The sequence below is a fragment of the Microcoleus sp. Pol14D4 genome, assembly GCF_036701245.1.
Taxonomy (GTDB): Bacteria; Cyanobacteriota; Cyanobacteriia; order Cyanobacteriales; family Microcoleaceae; genus Microcoleus.
Map to the genome: position 1 here is coordinate 1 of NZ_JAUBQM010000107.1, position 16,892 is coordinate 16,892.

20 protein-coding genes are annotated in these 16,892 nt (G+C 42.7%); 9 read left to right on the forward strand and 11 right to left on the reverse strand.

Going from position 1 to position 16,892, the window contains the following annotated elements; all coding sequences use genetic code 11:
- Nucleotides 1-56 precede the first annotated feature (56 nt).
- The 8 genes from QUA33_RS25395 to QUA33_RS28355 form a co-directional block, all read right to left on the reverse strand.
- Nucleotides 57-428: a hypothetical protein gene (locus QUA33_RS25395; protein ID WP_333152201.1), complete on the reverse strand. Its 372-nt coding sequence runs from the start codon at nucleotides 426-428 to the stop codon at nucleotides 57-59.
- A 190-nt stretch (nucleotides 429-618) separates the two neighbouring features.
- Nucleotides 619-825, reverse strand: coding sequence for a hypothetical protein (locus QUA33_RS25400; protein ID WP_006631417.1), 207 nt, complete (start codon nucleotides 823-825; stop codon nucleotides 619-621).
- Nucleotides 826-829: 4 nt separating this feature from the next.
- Nucleotides 830-1,249: a GIY-YIG nuclease family protein gene (locus tag QUA33_RS25405; protein ID WP_333152205.1), complete on the reverse strand. Its 420-nt coding sequence runs from the start codon at nucleotides 1,247-1,249 to the stop codon at nucleotides 830-832.
- An 18-nt stretch (nucleotides 1,250-1,267) separates the two neighbouring features.
- A complete protein-coding gene (locus QUA33_RS25410; RefSeq protein ID WP_333152207.1) occupies nucleotides 1,268-1,486 on the reverse strand; it encodes a hypothetical protein in 219 nt (72 codons plus the stop codon).
- Between the two features lie 8 nt (nucleotides 1,487-1,494).
- On the reverse strand, nucleotides 1,495-2,307 hold the full coding sequence (locus QUA33_RS25415; RefSeq protein ID WP_333152209.1) for a TIGR02391 family protein: 813 nt from the start codon (nucleotides 2,305-2,307) through the stop codon (nucleotides 1,495-1,497).
- A gap of 196 nt (nucleotides 2,308-2,503) precedes the next feature.
- Nucleotides 2,504-2,860, reverse strand: a complete 357-nt coding sequence (locus tag QUA33_RS25420) for a hypothetical protein (RefSeq protein ID WP_333152211.1) — start codon at nucleotides 2,858-2,860, stop codon at nucleotides 2,504-2,506.
- 3 nt (nucleotides 2,861-2,863) lie between these two features.
- The gene (locus tag QUA33_RS25425) at nucleotides 2,864-3,097 is read right to left on the reverse strand and encodes a hypothetical protein (protein WP_333152213.1); all 234 of its coding nucleotides are present in this window, start codon (nucleotides 3,095-3,097) and stop codon (nucleotides 2,864-2,866) included.
- A 232-nt stretch (nucleotides 3,098-3,329) separates the two neighbouring features.
- The gene (locus QUA33_RS28355) at nucleotides 3,330-3,587 is read right to left on the reverse strand and encodes a hypothetical protein (protein ID WP_445243285.1); all 258 of its coding nucleotides are present in this window, start codon (nucleotides 3,585-3,587) and stop codon (nucleotides 3,330-3,332) included.
- A 408-nt stretch (nucleotides 3,588-3,995) separates the two neighbouring features.
- Between QUA33_RS28355 and QUA33_RS25435 the strand changes: the two genes are divergently transcribed.
- From QUA33_RS25435 to QUA33_RS25450, 4 genes are all read left to right on the forward strand, one after another.
- A complete protein-coding gene (locus tag QUA33_RS25435) occupies nucleotides 3,996-4,337 on the forward strand; it encodes a DUF2281 domain-containing protein (protein WP_333152215.1) in 342 nt (113 codons plus the stop codon).
- The gene (locus QUA33_RS25440) at nucleotides 4,327-4,683 is read left to right on the forward strand and encodes a type II toxin-antitoxin system PemK/MazF family toxin (protein WP_333152217.1); all 357 of its coding nucleotides are present in this window, start codon (nucleotides 4,327-4,329) and stop codon (nucleotides 4,681-4,683) included. Before QUA33_RS25435 ends, QUA33_RS25440 begins: the two co-directional genes overlap by 11 nt.
- A 273-nt stretch (nucleotides 4,684-4,956) precedes the next feature.
- Nucleotides 4,957-5,391, forward strand: a complete 435-nt coding sequence (locus QUA33_RS25445) for a hypothetical protein (RefSeq protein WP_333152219.1) — start codon at nucleotides 4,957-4,959, stop codon at nucleotides 5,389-5,391.
- Nucleotides 5,392-5,610: 219 nt separating this feature from the next.
- Nucleotides 5,611-5,895 carry a peptidase gene (locus QUA33_RS25450; RefSeq protein WP_333152221.1) on the forward strand — a complete coding sequence of 95 codons (285 nt, stop codon included), beginning with the start codon at nucleotides 5,611-5,613 and terminating at the stop codon, nucleotides 5,893-5,895.
- Nucleotides 5,896-6,009: 114 nt separating this feature from the next.
- Here QUA33_RS25450 and QUA33_RS25455 read toward each other — a convergent pair whose 3' ends face one another.
- A complete protein-coding gene (locus tag QUA33_RS25455; RefSeq protein ID WP_333152223.1) occupies nucleotides 6,010-6,477 on the reverse strand; it encodes a DUF29 domain-containing protein in 468 nt (155 codons plus the stop codon).
- A gap of 203 nt (nucleotides 6,478-6,680) precedes the next feature.
- Between QUA33_RS25455 and QUA33_RS25460 the strand changes: the two genes are divergently transcribed.
- From QUA33_RS25460 to QUA33_RS25480, 5 genes are all read left to right on the forward strand, one after another.
- On the forward strand, nucleotides 6,681-7,826 hold the full coding sequence (locus tag QUA33_RS25460) for an iron-containing alcohol dehydrogenase family protein (RefSeq protein WP_333152225.1): 1,146 nt from the start codon (nucleotides 6,681-6,683) through the stop codon (nucleotides 7,824-7,826).
- 99 nt (nucleotides 7,827-7,925) lie between these two features.
- The gene (locus QUA33_RS25465) at nucleotides 7,926-9,110 is read left to right on the forward strand and encodes an aspartate aminotransferase (RefSeq protein WP_333152227.1); all 1,185 of its coding nucleotides are present in this window, start codon (nucleotides 7,926-7,928) and stop codon (nucleotides 9,108-9,110) included.
- Between the two features lie 398 nt (nucleotides 9,111-9,508).
- Nucleotides 9,509-12,016, forward strand: a complete 2,508-nt coding sequence (locus QUA33_RS25470) for a dynamin family protein (protein ID WP_333152229.1) — start codon at nucleotides 9,509-9,511, stop codon at nucleotides 12,014-12,016.
- Nucleotides 12,017-12,089: 73 nt separating this feature from the next.
- Nucleotides 12,090-12,965 carry a hypothetical protein gene (locus QUA33_RS25475; RefSeq protein WP_333152231.1) on the forward strand — a complete coding sequence of 292 codons (876 nt, stop codon included), beginning with the start codon at nucleotides 12,090-12,092 and terminating at the stop codon, nucleotides 12,963-12,965.
- A 15-nt stretch (nucleotides 12,966-12,980) separates the two neighbouring features.
- Nucleotides 12,981-14,294, forward strand: a complete 1,314-nt coding sequence (locus tag QUA33_RS25480) for a hypothetical protein (RefSeq protein WP_333152233.1) — start codon at nucleotides 12,981-12,983, stop codon at nucleotides 14,292-14,294.
- Nucleotides 14,295-14,373: 79 nt separating this feature from the next.
- Here QUA33_RS25480 and QUA33_RS25485 read toward each other — a convergent pair whose 3' ends face one another.
- Nucleotides 14,374-15,516 (reverse strand): hypothetical protein, encoded by a 1,143-nt coding sequence (locus tag QUA33_RS25485; protein WP_333152235.1) that lies wholly within the window; start codon nucleotides 15,514-15,516, stop codon nucleotides 14,374-14,376.
- A gap of 222 nt (nucleotides 15,517-15,738) precedes the next feature.
- Complete coding sequence (dapF, locus tag QUA33_RS25490; RefSeq protein WP_333152238.1) at nucleotides 15,739-16,581, reverse strand: diaminopimelate epimerase; 843 nt, start codon at nucleotides 16,579-16,581, stop codon at nucleotides 15,739-15,741.
- Nucleotides 16,582-16,892 lie beyond the last annotated feature (311 nt).

Consider the following 16,892-nt stretch of genomic DNA (forward strand, 5'->3'; position numbering starts at 1 on the left):
TATGGCTCAAGCTCAACGACTTGCTGGCTTTGGTCTTAACACACTCAAGGAATTATTTAGAATGAAATAGCCCTGGTTGCTCCCATATACCCCTCTGAATCTTTTACGTCCCAGATATGTTCTGCATAGTTGGCCTCATTACTGGCACAGTTGTACTGATTTTTATTCTCTGCTCCTTTGGCGTTCACCGCACAAGAACGATAGGCTGAGCGGATACTAATCCGACCAAGCGCATCTTGAATTGGTTCAAGCACCCTCTCACACAAATTCTTTCCTGCTGCGATCGCCAAGTCAGGATCGCTAGGAATGTTAGGGATACCTTCAATTTGAGAGATTTCTGAATAAAGAAACTCACGCATGAAAAAACTCTTAGAGAGTTGAACCCGTCCTAGGTCTTCCAAAGCTTTAACAGTTTGTGGCTTTCTCATAGACTGAACTCCAGCAATTAGAGGTGAATAGCTTAATCTTAAACACTGGCAGATAATTTAGAAGCATTGTTGCAGCCAAAAGCAAGGTTCCGGTTGAGTGGCTAGAAATAACTTTTGCATCACCACCAATATCTTTCGATAGTCCGCTCCAGCCGGGTTGTTAGACTGCGGCGATCGCCACTTGACGCTGTTATTGTCCGCGTCCTGGTTTGCAATCTGCAAAACCTAATGCCTCTGTGTCAAGGAAACTAGCGATCGCCATCTCAATGACTGCTTCGATTGGGTATTCAATTTCAGCAGCACGAGCAATTAGGGCAGCACGAATTCGTTCAGGAAAACGTCCTAAAATAACTTCGGCATCAGCGAGGGAAAGTTGCTCTTGAAGTTTGGCTTGCATGGCTTTACATCTCAGTTGGAATTTGGACGTTGTAAGGGGGTTCAGCAGCTCTTAGAATGATGGCTTCTAGCTCCAATAGTAACGCAGGGTTCTGCCAGTGAGAAATTGCCTGTACTGCAATCCGTATGTCTTCATCGCTATATTTATCGAGCCATGCCCACAAAAAAGCTTTGTGCCCACCACTGAAGCGACCTCGTAAGCTCTTGGTTTTACCGATGTAGAGCAATCCATCAGTTCTGTGTCTGATTGCATAAATGCCAGGACGCGCAGGAATACTCTCAAACCCACGGGTCAAGGGTTGACATTGCTCAAAAGGAATGAAAGCAATCGCGTCTAGAATTCTTCGCGCTTGGATTTGTAGGTCAGAATCATTCGTTGGCATGAAGGCAAGAAGGCTGATTGCACAGAAATCATAATCCCACAAATTCTGTTACAACCATTATCAACTAGGGATGGTTTCCTGCGCGATCGCACAGAGAAGGCGATCGAGCCCGAGCTGATTTGAGCCTTGGCCGTGCCTGTGTTTTTCTAGGATATGGGAAAGGGGCGAGCGATCGAGTTTTACCTGTCGGTAAAAAATGTAACGTTCGCACTCACTGGACGCTAGTAACGTCGTAACGTCTGCATCATAACCGATCAAATCTCTGCGGTCGGTTTGCATGGGCGTTGTTAGACACCATTTGAGCTAGATGGTGTTACAGTTGTTGCATCATCTAGCATACGCATTAATAAACTTGCAAAACCTAGAATCTCAAAAGTTTTTATTGGATCAGAGGTATCCAAGAAACGATGGCTGAGTGGATTCTTAAAACTACCGATTGCGCCTCGGTACATAGAGTGTGCTGCCTCCTGTTCTGCATTTACTGAACTAAAAATGAGCTTTGGTTGTTGATTAGGATTCATAACCTTTGAAACCAGAGCAACTCCTACATCAGTTGGTGCTGCTGATGCACGAGCTCGAATTTCTTCTTCGACAGTTTTCATCGCATTGAATATTGCATCATCATACTGTCTCAATTCAAACTGTTGCTGGCATCGCTGAATAATTTTTGGGTGCAGAGAATTGATTGTGAATTTGAAGCTAGTCTGGGGTTCAGGTATCATCTGACCTAACCTGCGCTGCAAGTCGTCAATTAGTTCTTCACTCGACATCGAATTTGCGCGATGCTTGTAGAGAGTATTTTCAAATGGTGTTAGAACATTTTCGTAAAGTTCCCGAACCAACTGATGAGGTACACCATAACTACGCAAATCATCGGACCAGAAACTATGCCAATCCCACAGGGATCTAAAAGAATTTGGATTGTCAACGTTTAAGCCTTCATTTTGTAGAGATTCCAGCTTCAAATTCACTTCCATATATAGCTGCTTATACTCATCATCTTTTTCCTGAATACGTGCTTCACCTGTTGCAACTGTCACCATAAGTGTCTGAAGTTCGTGAATTTTCTGCACAAGTTGTTCAAGTGATTGTGGTGTCATATAGAAAAATCATCTCTATTATTGATTAGTTATCACTTGCGCGGTCTAACGATTTAGTTTAACTGCGCGCGATCTTTCTAGGATAGAAAGACTTTCTAATAGTGCTTCTACAACTTCTCTTTTGCGTCTCATATATTAATTACTAATATAAAATCACACAACTTACAGTTTCAGCAATGCTCGTACTTGTATCTCTCTACTTGTACTTTATCTTAATAACAGTCTCCCCTTGTGAGCCAACTCTAAAATTCACATTACAAGGAATACCTATTTCATTTAGGTTAGTACCAATATTTATACCTGCTTCTTTGGCAATTTTTATCTCTAACTCATCAACCCCGTTTTCTTTGCCAGATCTAATTATTTCCTTGATATTTTCAAAATCATTCCCCTGAGTTAAAGTAGCAGCATCAATAACCTTCTGAGCTAGTGGTTCAATCAATAGTTTCCATATGTCATAACCAGGGATAAGGCTTCTCCAACCATGAGGAAGGACAGATTTAAAGGCAATTGCAGCTATATCATTGTAATCAATTGAGACTTTCTTAGTCATCGCTTAATTTGCCTGAGTAATCTCTAGAACTTCGTTGTGATCCACAGCAACTGCGTACACCTCCGCGTCAAATTCACAATCAAAAGGCGTGTGAACCACTAGCTGAACACAAAACCAAGGACTGTTGATCGCAGTTGTGACGTACTCCCACACAATGGGAATGCGGGCAAACTCTCGTTTTTCGTTGTTAGACCAACCCCGTTCCTGCGGGCTTCTAGTGTGAAAAAACACTTTCATTGACATCACAAACTCCTTTGAGTTGCATAACAGTCTAGCTCAACCGCAGCAGCTAATGCTGTGCAGGCTTAGCTCTTTTCGCTATATAGCTATAAAATACCGCAAATTGCTCATGTATGTCAATTTCTTCTTACTCCCGTCGGAATCTCCTGTTGCGGGTATAAAAGCAGAGCATATCGTGACTAGCTCCTTCTCTGACAACAGCGATCGACAAAGAACCTATCAAACACTGTCAAGCCCTTCGATCGACAATTGTTATGCTGAAACAAAGCATCTGTCCTTTCAGCACTATGTAACATAAATCATTAAAACGATCGAATTGGAAGTCTACAATTGGGTGAATACTCGCGATCGCCCTAGCTTTCTTAATTAAAACACAAGCATCAACGTATGTTGATAAAGGCTTAATACCGCTGATCTGGAAATTTTCGATAGCTCTTAGAGTTTGGATGCCATAATAGACATTAGATGGGATTTGTTTGTCTCCCATCTAGTCGCTTTCGGTGCGATAGATTGCGGTTGGTTATTCAGTCATTAGATTTTAGATTTTAGATTATCGCACGTTTAGAGGTAGTTTAATTAGTCCGGGACGCATCAATACCAAAGAAACCGGGTTTTTCACGAGTATTCAAGTGTCAAATGCAGTATTTCCGTAAAAAACCCGGTTTCTGCGTCCAGGAGTATCAATGATGAAATTAAATCTAAAAAGCAACAAGTGCAGAATATCTGGCAACCATCGGAATTATACCTCCCAACATCCTGCTACACTATTAATAACCGCATCCTCACCCACAATTATGCTCGCAAAAGCAATCCTCGCTATCGCTCCCTACATCTCGGAAGTGCTCTCACCCATCGCCAGAAATAAACCGAGAAACACTTAAGGAAGGTAATTAAAATGTCAGAAACAATTAATTTTGAGCAAGCACTGTTAGAGAATCTGCGACAGTTGCCAAGGGAGAAACAACAAGAAGTGCTCGACTTTGCACAATTCCTCGTGCAAAAAGCGGAACAAAAAAAGCAGTTACCCAGCGAAAGTTCTGAGTCTAACAGTTCGTCAACAACCGCACCTACTCTCAAGCTATCACTTAGAGAAATTGCTAGCCTGCCAATAGCAGAACGCCATAAAATACTAGCACCGTATATGGCTGCTACTGCCGAAGATTTTTTGACATATCCTGAATTAACCGAGTTTTCGGTACTCGATGGCGAAGACTGGGAGACTGAGTATGACTGCTAACCCACAACGAGGAGAGATTTGGCTGGTACAACTCGATCCCACGCGAGGGCAAGAAATTCAGAAAACACGTCCTGCGGTTGTGATTAGTTCGGAAATGTTTAGTTCTATCCCCATGCGGATTATAATTCCTGTCGCTACATGGCAACCTAAATTTCAAAATCGCCCTTTCATGATTCTCATTCAGCGAACTGAAGAAAACTGTTTAGACGCAGACTCAGCAGGCAATGTTTTGCAAGTTCGGAGTGTAACTACTGAGCGATTTGTCAGGTGTATCGGCAAAGTTTCTGAAACGGTTGTGCAAGAATTAGTAATAGGCTTAATTATCTGTGTTGATTATCGTCCATAAAATCAGGAATGTCGATCGCCCGAATTAGCTTTCTGAACATAAAACACACAAGAGGGTAGTCAGTAGGTTGGGTTGCACTGGATTTAGGTCAACAGTGGCAAACCATCATCTAGTGGCGTTTCCTCCCTCAACCCAAACCTACCAAACTTACCCAACTATCAGCCGACTTCCCGCCTCAAAATTTACTATCCCGCAGGATGTTGATTTATTCCCACCGATCAGATTTCTTTGTGACACAATAGATTCTAGTATCGATCTATGTGAGGATTGTTTATGGCTCGTTTTAATCAAATCCTTGTCCTTAGCGCCATCAGCCTTCTAGCTTTGGCTGGTTGCGACAGCGCTAAAGAAGCTTCCACTCCGCAAACTTCACCTGCCGCCCCGGTTCCTGCTGCTACTGCTGTTAAAACTGAAAAACCAGCATCCCAGGGAAACTATGCAGAATTGAGTGGTGTGGTTTCCAGTACCAAAGCAGCAGTTCAGGCTGGAAACTTTGCCAAAGCCAAAACGGAATTTGGCACATTCGAGAATTCCTGGAAGAAGGTTGAAGACGGCATCAAAGCTAAAGCTCCCAAAAGCTACGATGCAGTTGAAGAAACCGCCGAAAAAGTGACGGATGAACTCAAAAAGTCTCAGCCAAGTAAAGACCAAGTGCTGACTCAATTGCAGTCGCTTGAAAAGACGATCGGTAGCATTCCTAAGTCCTAAATTTCAGTGGTGAGTGCTTGATTCTAAAGTCTCAGACGCCGAAACCGACTTTTTTAACCCCCGTAATTGGTTCAAACTTTGAATAAAAGTTAAAATATCCGGTTTCTGTGCGTCGGAGGGCGTAAGTCATGTGAGAGTTCTGCGATCACAATTACTCAGAAACAAGCACTCAACGCTCGCTCCTTATATAACCTCAGTATTCCAAAATTTTCAACCACTATGAAGAGAGCATTTCGCAAGTACCACCGCATTCTAGGCCTTATTGTTGCTTTGCCGATCGCGCTGACTGTTTTGACTGGAATGGTCATAACCATTCTCCGAGAGTGGCCGCTGGGTATAGAAATTTCATCTAGATTTTTGTTGAAAATTCATACAGGTGAAATCTTTCACCTGCAAGCAATTTACCCGATTTTGAACGGCTTGGGAATGATAGGCTTGTTAGTGACTGGTTTAAGTATGTCTGGTTTGTTTGGTCGGAAAAAGCAGCCCACCTCCAACGATTAAAACTAAAGTTAAGGGAATTGGCGGTTGAGACCGATCTTGCACAAACCAACTCGACACCCGCAGACTAAAAGATAGCAGACTAAGATATAGAGGGTATTTAAGCCGAATGTAATATTACTCAAAATTTCCATCTTCTAAAGCGCCATCCGACAAATTATATTCATCTTCAAAAACTTCTGACCACGCAAGTGAGGTTAATTGACATTTTTTACCCATTTCATCCTGGGCATCTTTCACCGCAACTTTAAAACATTTCTCCCAGATAGACTCAATAAAATCACGATTTAAACTAGGCATTTCTTCTTGACTTTCTTCAATCTCTCGCCGCGCCGAACGAATACTAATAGCCCAGCTAGCAGTTCGTTTTTCAGGTTGATTTTTCCATTTAATAATATGAAGCATTAAACGAATTAACTGGCTTTTTAATGCTCGTTTTTCGGTTCTTCCCATTGCTTCAATTAAAGATTCTAAACCTGCCGTTGCTTCCATAGATTTTCCTTCTTTGAGAAGTGTCTGGACTGTGACAGCCGTTTGATAATGAGAACACACTGCTAACCAGTCCCAATCTTGTTTAGTCAGCATTGCCCTATCCTTGAAATTGCTTATATTCCTAAATTTATCATAGCGATCGCCCTCAACTCCCCCCTCCCATGCCCCAAGCCCGCACAATACTTAATAAAAACTTTACAAAACTTACCCGATCGCCCAACATGGGTTAGAGTTATCCTAGAAAATCCAGCAATCCTGCAAAGCGTCAACCTTCTCGTCACTTATCCAGTGGTTCGATGACTCAAACCCAAAGCACTAAAACCGCCACCGCACCAGCAATTTATTCCTTGACAATTGCTCCCGCCTGTGTATTGCGGGGTCGATCGGCGATCGCACAAGCCGGAGATGCGATCGCCCGTTTCGGAAAGCGGCCGCTAATCGTCGGCGGCAGCAACTCCCTCGCCGCCGCCCAACCCTACCTGCAACCAATCCTCGAACAGCAGCAGTTAAAATCCGCCGAAACAGCCTACGGCAAGGATTGCAGCGAAACCAGCCTCGAAACCCTCCGCGAAGCAGCCCAAACCCATCAAGCCGACTTCATCATCGGTGTCGGCGGCGGCAAAGCCTTAGACGCAGCCAAACTCGTCGCCCATCAGTGCAAAATCCCGATCGTCACCATACCCACATCAGCAGCCACCTGTGCCGCTTGGACAGCCCTATCTAACATTTATTCAGAACAAGGTGCATTCCAATACGATGTCACATTAGCCAGATGTCCCGACTTATTAATACTCGACTACGGCTTAATTCAAACCGCACCGCAGCGGACATTAGTAGCAGGAATTGGAGATGCGATCGCCAAATGGTACGAAGCATCAGTCAGCAGCGGACACTCCGAACAAACCCTGATAATTTCCGCCGTCCAACAAGCTAGAATACTGCGCGATATTTTATTCCAAAAATCAGCCGCCGCCCTCAAAGAACCCGGTAGCGAAACCTGGCAAGAAGTCACAGATGCGGCCGTATTGCTAGCAGGAGTAATCGGCGGAATTGGCGGTGCCCAATGCCGCACCGTCGCCGCCCACGCCGTCCACAACGGCCTAACTCATCTATTAGCAAGTCACGGCACATTGCACGGCGAAAAAGTCGCATACGGCATTTTAGTACAACTGCGACTAGAAGAAATGCTGCAAAACAATCAACTCGCCGCTAGCGCCAGACAGCAACTGCTAAAATTCTACGCCGAGATTGGATTACCCCAAACTTTAGATAGTCTGGGACTCGGAGACATTACCATAGCAGAATTGCAGCGCGCCGCCGACATAGCCTGCAATCCCAATTCCGACATCCACCGACTGCCTTTTAAAGTCGTTCCCCAACAATTAATGGCAGCGATGGTTTCTACCACCGCACCTGTGGGAGAATTAAAGATTAAGAATTAAAACAGTTTGTAGAAAGGACTTTAGTCCTGAAAAGGCTGTGCTAGCAAGGACGAAAGTCCTTACTACAAACCAGGAAAACTGACAACTGACAAAAAATAAATGACCTTGGATTGGATTACCCCTGCTGACAGGTTGCAAAAACTACCGCCCTACGTATTTGCCCGTCTCGACGAACTCAAAGCCCGCGCCCGCGAACAAGGACTCGATTTAATAGACTTAGGAATGGGAAACCCCGACGGTGCGACTCCTCAACCAGTAGTAGAAGCCGCCGTCGCAGCCCTCCAAAATCCTGCAAATCACGGCTATCCACCCTTTGAAGGAACTGCCAGTTTCCGCCGTACTATTACTAAATGGTACAGCCGCCGCTACAACGTTGAACTCGATCCAGAAAGCGAAGCATTGCCTCTGTTGGGTTCTAAAGAAGGTTTAGCACATTTTGCGATCGCCTACATCAATCCCGGCGACTTAGTATTAGTACCGAGTCCCGCTTATCCCGTATTATTTCGCGGCCCGATTATCGCCGGTGCAAAAGTTCACAACATCATCCTCAAACCAGAAAACAACTGGGTAATTGACTTAGCCGACATTCCCGACAGCGTAGCCGAACAAGCCAAAATACTCTACTTTAATTATCCCAGCAATCCGACTGGAGCAACTGCACCCCGCGAATTTTACAAAGATATTGTTGCTTTCGCACACAAACATCAAATCTTGCTGGTTCACGATTTGTGTTATGCGGAATTAGCCTTTGACGGGTATCAACCGACAAGTTTATTAGAAATTCCCGGCGGTAAAGAAATCGGCGTCGAATTTCATACTATGTCCAAAACCTACAATATGGCCGGCTGGCGCGTCGGTTTTGTAGTAGGAAATAGCAAGATTATTCAAGGTTTGCGGACATTAAAAACTAACCTAGATTACGGTATATTTTCCGCATTGCAAGCAGCAGCAGAAACAGCGCTGCAATTGCCGGACAGTTACTTGCACGAAGTGCAGAATCGTTACAGGACTCGCCGGGATTTCATGGTGGAAGGATTGGCAGAATTAGGGTGGAATATTCCCAAACCTCTGGCTGCAATGTATCTTTGGGTTCCCTGCACTCCGGGCATGAGTTCGACTGATTTTGCCCTCAATGTTTTGCAGCAAACGGGTGTTGTGGTGACTCCTGGCAATGCTTTTGGGCCGGGCGGCGAAGGATATGTGAGAGTTAGTTTAATTGCAGATTGCGATCGACTGGGAGAAGCCCTGCGGCGCATGAAACAAGCAAACATTCGCTATCAATAGTCATTGGTTATTGGTAATTGGCGATCGGCCGCTCACTTTGCATCAACTCATTATTATGTTGATGGTGACACGAATTACCCCCTAAACATAATAATGAGATTAACAAGCTCAGGCGCATACAAATTGTACAGTCAAGTTTGATGAAATTATTGTGGGGTGTCCCGCCCGCCCGAAAAATACAATGCAAGATGCGGGACAGCTTAGTGCGTAGGGTGCCCCGAAGCAGAAAGAAAAACCTGTTGAAATCGAAATAATCAATCTCCGAGGCACTCTACAAGTTGATTTAAGAGTGACTCTTTATTTTGTCGCAAGGTTTAAAACATCCGTGGATGTACGAAGTGCGATGCCGTGTCTCCTTAGTTATACTTAACAAAGATCATTAAGAAAGCATTTTTGCTATGCCCCTAATTGAATCTAAGTTAAACAACACCCGCAACCTTTTACAAGAATTAGGCAACTCAGTCTCTAGCTTAGTCAACTCGTCCCCGGATGTTTTTGCTGATCCGGGGATTCAATCTTGCCTACAGGATTTTTTAACTGTTTATCAAGAAGCCGTCCAACGCCTAGAAAATCCTAGTTTTCGGATTGCTACTCTGGGCACAACTTCCTCTGGAAAGTCAACGATTGTTAACGCGCTGATTGGTCGAAAAATCGCACCGATTGAAGCCGGAGAAATGAGTGGGGGTGTATTAACCATCAAACATTCTCAAGAACCGAGATTAATGATTGCCGAAACGGAAGATGCTGCTTGGGAGGCTGGTGAATGGGCAGGCTTAAGTGATGAGGATGTATACCAGCGGATTCGCACTGTGATGCACTCCTATCACGCGGCGCGGAAAAAGCGTGAGTATGTTGCGCCACAAATAACCGCTCATGTTCCTCTTTTACCTGCTTGTGATGCTTCTTTACTGGGTTTACCCAACGGAATAGGAGTTGAATTGATTGATTTACCGGGATTGAAATCTGTTCAAGACCGGGCTAACTTAGCCACTATCCAAAAGCAAGTTAATAAAGCTTTTAGTTTAGTGGCTTTGGACTATATGCAGGTAGATGATGAGCACAGAAAACGCTTATTAGAAGAATTAAAGACAGTTGTCCAATATCTACAAGGTCGCACAGATTCGATGATTTTTATCTTAAATCGGGTCGATAACCGAGGAACCGATGATTTACCTCTATCAGAGCGGATTGATAAGTTAAGAGAAGAAATTAAAGAGGTCTTATCGCTTCCAGAACTTCCTGATGTTCTGCCTTTTAATGCTCGTCTTTTATATTATGCTCAGTGTGCTTGGGGTTCAGGAGCTTTTAACGAACCGTCAGTGATGAGTCAGGAGATACGGTTAAAACTCCTTAAAGCTATGTTTCAAGACTGTGCAGGAGTTATTAAATTAAATACTAAGGAGAACCGCGATTTAAAGAATTGGTTTCGCGATATTGAAGATCGGGTAGAAGACAATGAGACTATTGATGATGAAACCATGCGGCAAATTCTCCACTATTCTTTAGAGTGGAGTGGAGGTAGAGAACTTTGGGATCGTTTCCGTGTGCGGGTTCAAGAATCATTTGCTGAATTGGTAATACTTCCTGCTTTGTTGGAAATATTCGATAATTACGATGCTTTGGCCAAATCTCTCGATATTCTGATTCAAACCAGAAAAATTTACAATCAAGAGCAGGTTGAACAAGAAAAATATAAAATTGCTAAAACCCGTCAAGATTTACATAAAAATTTTAAGAAAATTGGCCAACAATTTAAGGGCGAAATTAAGGAAATAATAAATCTCTTGAAAAGCAATGAGCCTAATGATCAGATTAAGAGTAAAAAAGCGGCTGAAAAAAAAGTGTTTGATGGTTTTTCTCTGATTCTTAATGCTGTCGCTGAGGTAGAAGGAGACTTAACCAAGGTTCTAATTGTTCCTGTTCGTGATGCTTTTAAAAATAATCAAGGAGCTTTTGAGCTAAGAGATAAGCTGCGGGAAGTTATATTCCCTTCATTGGCTGAAGATATTTCTCAAGCCTATGATAATGTTAGTCGTAGACTCAGTACATTTTCTTCTGAGTCAGAAAACTTAGTTAAGCGTGTACGGGCTGATGATGATAAAGGGAAAAAAGAACTTGAACATGATGAACGCTATGTTCGCCTGCTATATCACAGGATGAGAGAAGCTATATCCGTAAGAGCGGAGTTTTTCTTGCAAGGAAAAGCCCAGCAATTTGAACAAGCATTAGAATCATTAGTTAATGAGCAAGTTAAGAGATTAAAAGTTTGTTTGTCAGAGAAAAGTTTCTCTTCGATTAATTTTGAACAAGCAGCCATCAGTAACTTACGCAAAAAGTTAGCTCAAAACTTGCCAACTTTACCTGAGAAGTTTTTTGAACTTTCCGCTCCTATAAAACAAACTCGCTCCACAAAAAGAGAAGTAGTTGGCAAAAAAACAGAGTATGAAACTCGCACAAAAACAGAATATCAAGACTATACAGAATCTTATCAAGATGGTTCTTGTTTCTCTAGCACAAAAACGAGAACAAAAACACGACCTGTAACCCGTAATTACCAAGAAGCTGTAACTCGGAATATTTACGAAGATATCGAGTATGTGGAACTTTTCCTTCCTTCTCCAGACTTAATGGCCAAACAATGGTTAAGTGGAATTGAAAAAGCGAAAGGAAGTTTGTGGGATATTTTGCTTAAGTGGATTCTCAAACGGTTAGATGCTGTTAGCAGTATCTTTGAAGAATCCGTTGATGAGATTACCAATCTAGCTGAACGTGGTTTGCAACAACAATTAACTATCATTGAGGAAAATTTTGAGCAGGAAAAACAGTTCTGGCTTGATTTTGAACTTCAAAAAGATCATGCAACAGCGGTTTGTCAAAATTTAGAAGAAGATTGTCGTCAATCTTAAGTCTGCTGTTGTATAATTTGAGGGAGCCTCTTGCTCCCTCTTTAAACAATCTATTATTTAAGGATTAACAATTATGTTTTCTCAGAAGTTAAACGAAGTAAGAGAACGAATAAGACATGAATTAAGAGGTCGTAATCCAGTTGAGTTATATTTGTATCACTCTACTAGAATTTGGTGCGAAGAGCTTGAGATAAATAAAGATATTGCTGACTCTATTCTTAGAGGTTATTGTCAGCCTGAAATAAAAGACTTAACAAATTATATTTATCAAGAAGGCACAATAGAAAAGGAAAATTGGCTTATACCAAATCGAGATCGATTCTATCAATATATAAACGCACTTTTTAATCGAATGAACATTAGGAGGGAAAACATGGAATTTATTATACTTATTGCTTTCGCTATTACCGCAATTGGTTACTGGATATATATACTCAATCAACAAAAACAACAAACAACTCGTGGAGAAGAACCCAGACAATATAATCCTAATCCTCTGCCTCCTACTGTTTCTACAGTTCAAACGCCGCCTTCAATTCCAACTCCTTCAATTCCAAGAATTACTAATCAGTTTTTAATTTTAGTAGTGTCTCATTCACAGGCCGATTTTCTTAAATCACTCCAAGCAAAAGGACGAATTGATGATGTTAAGGATGGGGAATCTCTTTATGAAATCACGAAATATTTATGGCTAGGCTCTGAAACTGAATACTCTAAAATAAAAAGTAATATCAGCGAGTATTCAGTCCCTAAAGGAGCAGAATCAGAATATGATATTTATCTAGTCTATATAAAGCTAGATCAAGCTGATGAAGGATTCACTTCAAATGTGGATCAACTGGATAGATATGATGCTTTCCGTAAATTAGCGGATTTATCAGTTAATCTTACAATCTCCCCTAGATTACAAATGGAAGCCTACGGAAACATTGAAGTTTACAATCGTTAAACAGGAGAAAGTAAAATGCTGATTGATACCACTCTGTTAGTTAACAATCCCGAAATTATCAAGGGTTTACTCGATGGTTCAATGCAACGCCACGGAAGCGTTATTAGATGGGCTGCGGGTACTGCAAATGGTGGTCAAATTTTCCGCCATTTAGCCGAAACTCCCGGACTGACTAGCAAACTGATGACTGTTCCCTTTTCCCCCATCTTGGGAGGAGTTGATGTTATTGGTCATGGGCTTAGCTATCATAAATTAATGGGTATTGAAAAAACTCTATCCTCAGTGATGGGGTTAACTCAAATTACTGCCGCCGCAAGTGTTTTAAACCTTGGTGTTAGTATTGCTGGCTTTGCCTACATGGGCTATAAACTGCACCAAATACAAGAAAATTTATGCCACATTCAACAGTCAATGGAAGAAGGATTTAACCGAGTTGAAGCTGGCTTAAATCGGATTGAAAATAACTTGATAGCAGGTTTTAATCATATTGATAATCGCTTAAATAGTGTTGACGAGGGCTTAGATATTATCTCGGGACAATTGGCATATCTGTATTTATTGGTAGAAGACAGCCGCCAAAAGCAAAAAAGCCTTGCTAAAGCTATTTCCCATCTTCATCAAGCCATGCTAATTAAAGAAATTGCAGCTTTAAAAGCTGAACTTTACGATCGCTCTCTTTTTCCTGATGAATCACCGAGATCAGCCATTAAAACAGCTTCCAGTGTGGGATTATTTCTCAGTAATCAAGCGATGCAAGCTACTCCAGAATTAGATGCTGAAATTATGCTTAATGCTGATGTTTCTATTCAAGGTTGGGCTGTAGCCATAGCAACAGAAGCCAATCTTCTCTTAGAAATAGGGAAACATCAAGAAGCTAAAGAATTACTGGCGTTACAAATCCCCCTATTTAAACAAGTCGCGGAAAGATGGGCTAAGGCACTAATCAATGATGAAAACACTTATCTATCTACTGCTTATCGCTTTACTAATTCTCGGTTTAAAAACCATGTTGCCTCAGAACGAGTAGAACGAATTACGGAAATATCACCAAGCGATCGCACTTTATCTCCTGACCAAATCCGAGGCAAAAAAAATTATGTTGATGTAGAGTTTGAAATGTCCTATAGTTCTGCTAAATTTGATCAAACATGGACACATCGCCAAATTGCTGTAGCTGAATATTTGGATGGGTTGAGTGAACTTTCAGCCAGATTAGAGGGTTTAGAATCGTTTGCAAATCTGTGCCAAAGTAAAGGTGTTAAAAGCAGCCGTGAAATTCTGCCTGGGCCAGACACGGAACCGGGCATATACATACTACCCAGCACATAGCCTAGGGTGCGTCAGAAGCCCAAACCCTTATTACATCAATCTATAACTTACTCTGACGCCCCCTACAAATGACAAATAACTATAACGTTTGAATTTGCTCAATCACCCAATCAAAAGTTTCTATAACTTGCTTGAGATCCGATTCGTCTTGCAAAGTAAACAAAGGCAGACTCGGCGACCTTCTCTCGCCCGGTTCTGTAGGTAGCGACAGACCGATCGAACTCAGTTTACTTCTCAATTCCAGCCAATTCGGTTCCGCATTAAACGGCGGCTGGGAACCGTAATTATCAGCAGAAATCTCCATTCGACCAGCAATATTTACAGTGAATAACTGATAGGGTTTTCTTCCCTTTTGAGGCAATTGAGCGACGAAACCGCCGTAGGCATCCCCCGTTCCCCACTGGATCTGAACTTCGGGTTCTTGACTTTTTGCCCAAAGGTAAATTGCTTTTGCCATTTGCGCCTCGTCCGCGCCTCGTCTAGCTTTGATTTCCGCAAAAAATGAAGATTCATCCCAGCGCCTTCTTTCGCGCGTTGCGCTGGATTTTTTCTGCTGTGCTTCCGCTGTCTGGCCGATCACTCTGGGAACCAGCGTTTTCAAACCGTCTTCACTTACATACTGCTTAATTTCTAGGGCCAAAACTTCAACCGGGTCCATTTGTTCGTTGAGAAATTCCACAACTCGGCGCATTTCAGCGGAAATCTCGTCAGCTACAAACACTAAGCGAACTTTACCCGCTTGCAAATTAGTTTTAACCTTCTGCCAAAATCTGTCTTCATTAGCATTTGCACCGAGAAACTCTTCAAAAATCTGTTCAGGATCGCGACCCCGATCGCGACAATTAGCTTCAAACAGAGAAATAATTGAATCGATCGGCCAGTAAAACAACGCATTAGCAGCATAGTCGATCGACTGACCCAAAACTTTTTGCCGCAGTTCGGCATTCGGAGTTCGCCGGACATCCACCAAAGTAGGAACTGCATTTTGGTCCAGAAACAAATGATCCAGCGACCACTGCACCGCTGTTTCCTCATCGCTGGGTGCAGCTTCCCGCGAAATTAACAGCCACCTCCGCGCCGTCGCCCGATCGATTTGGTCTCCCGCGATCAAATTAGGATAAGTTACTAGCAAATCTTGTAACTGGTCTTCCGAGTCGTAGGGCTGTTCCATCATTTCTACCAGCCTGTCGTCATCCTGAATCAGATAAATACCTCCCGCCATGCCAGCCCACCTACTTAATTTTAGATTTTAGATTTTAGATTTTAGATTTCAGGCTTAGTTATTAGTCTTCAGTCTTCAGTCCGCAGCCAATGATTTGTGAAGGCAAAAGGCATTGGTCAGAATTCAATAAAAATTTTGAAGTCAATAATTTTTATTGTTTGTTAATTCAACAAAAAATCCCTTCTGACTAATGACTGATGACTAATAACTAATGACTAATGACTAATCACTCATAGAACCAGTAAATACTCGCTGTGCCGGCCCGGTCATGTAAATCCGCCCAGAAACTTCTGCCCATTCGATTTCCAAAACGCCACCGGGGAGCTCAACCGCAGTTACCCGATCGCACTTCCCTACCAACACTCCAGCTACCACAGCAGCACAAGCACCAGTCCCACAAGCTAGAGTAACACCCGCGCCTCTTTCCCACACCCGCATTTTTACGTAGTCTGAACGTATCACTTGAATAAATTCCGTATTGGTACGCTGCGGGAATGCTTTGTTGTGCTCGAATTGAGGCCCCACAGTTTCTAAAACAACAGCCGAAACATCCTCTACAAAAGTAATGCAGTGAGGATTGCCCATGCTGACGCAGGTAACAGACCAAGATTTATCAGCAACTTCGATCGGCACATCAATAACTTTGGCATCCGCTGCAGCCAAAGTTGTCGGAATTTCCGCCGCCAGAAGCCGGGGCACTCCCATATCCACCTTCACCTGGCCGTCCGATCGCAATTCCGGGGTAATCACACCAGCCAGAGTGTGGATGCGGTACTGAGTTTTCGCCTCTGACCCTTCCAAATCGGCGATAAACTTAGCCAAACAGCGAATCCCGTTGCCGCACATTTCCGGTTCCGAACCGTCGGAGTTAAAAATCCGCATCGTATAGTCAGTGTCGTTTTGACCCGGAAGAGCAAATATCACACCGTCTGCGCCAATCCCGAAATGTCGATCGCACAAATCCACAGCTTGTTCTGGTGTAATCGTCGGTTCTGACGAGTGGCGGTTGTCAATCAGAATAAAATCATTTCCCAGTCCCTGATACTTCGCAAACTCTTTCGGCATAAAAACCAACCTCTTTTCGTTAAAAATGATAGATAATTTGCTGGCCAAATTACCCATTTCCCAGTATTATAAAACTTTATGCAATTTATAGTCCTTTCTATTGAAATACAAACAAATATAATTTTTATAAATCTCTAGGGATATCTAATTAATGCTGATGTCAATGGCTCAATTAAGATCGGTCGAAAACTAGCTGCCAACTGGTTTCTCTCTCATCGTGCAGACGCGCTTGTAGGGTGCATCTCACTTTGGCAAATGTGTCAAAAAAGAGATAAAATGAAAAAGCTAGTAAAATCGTTAAATAAAGATGA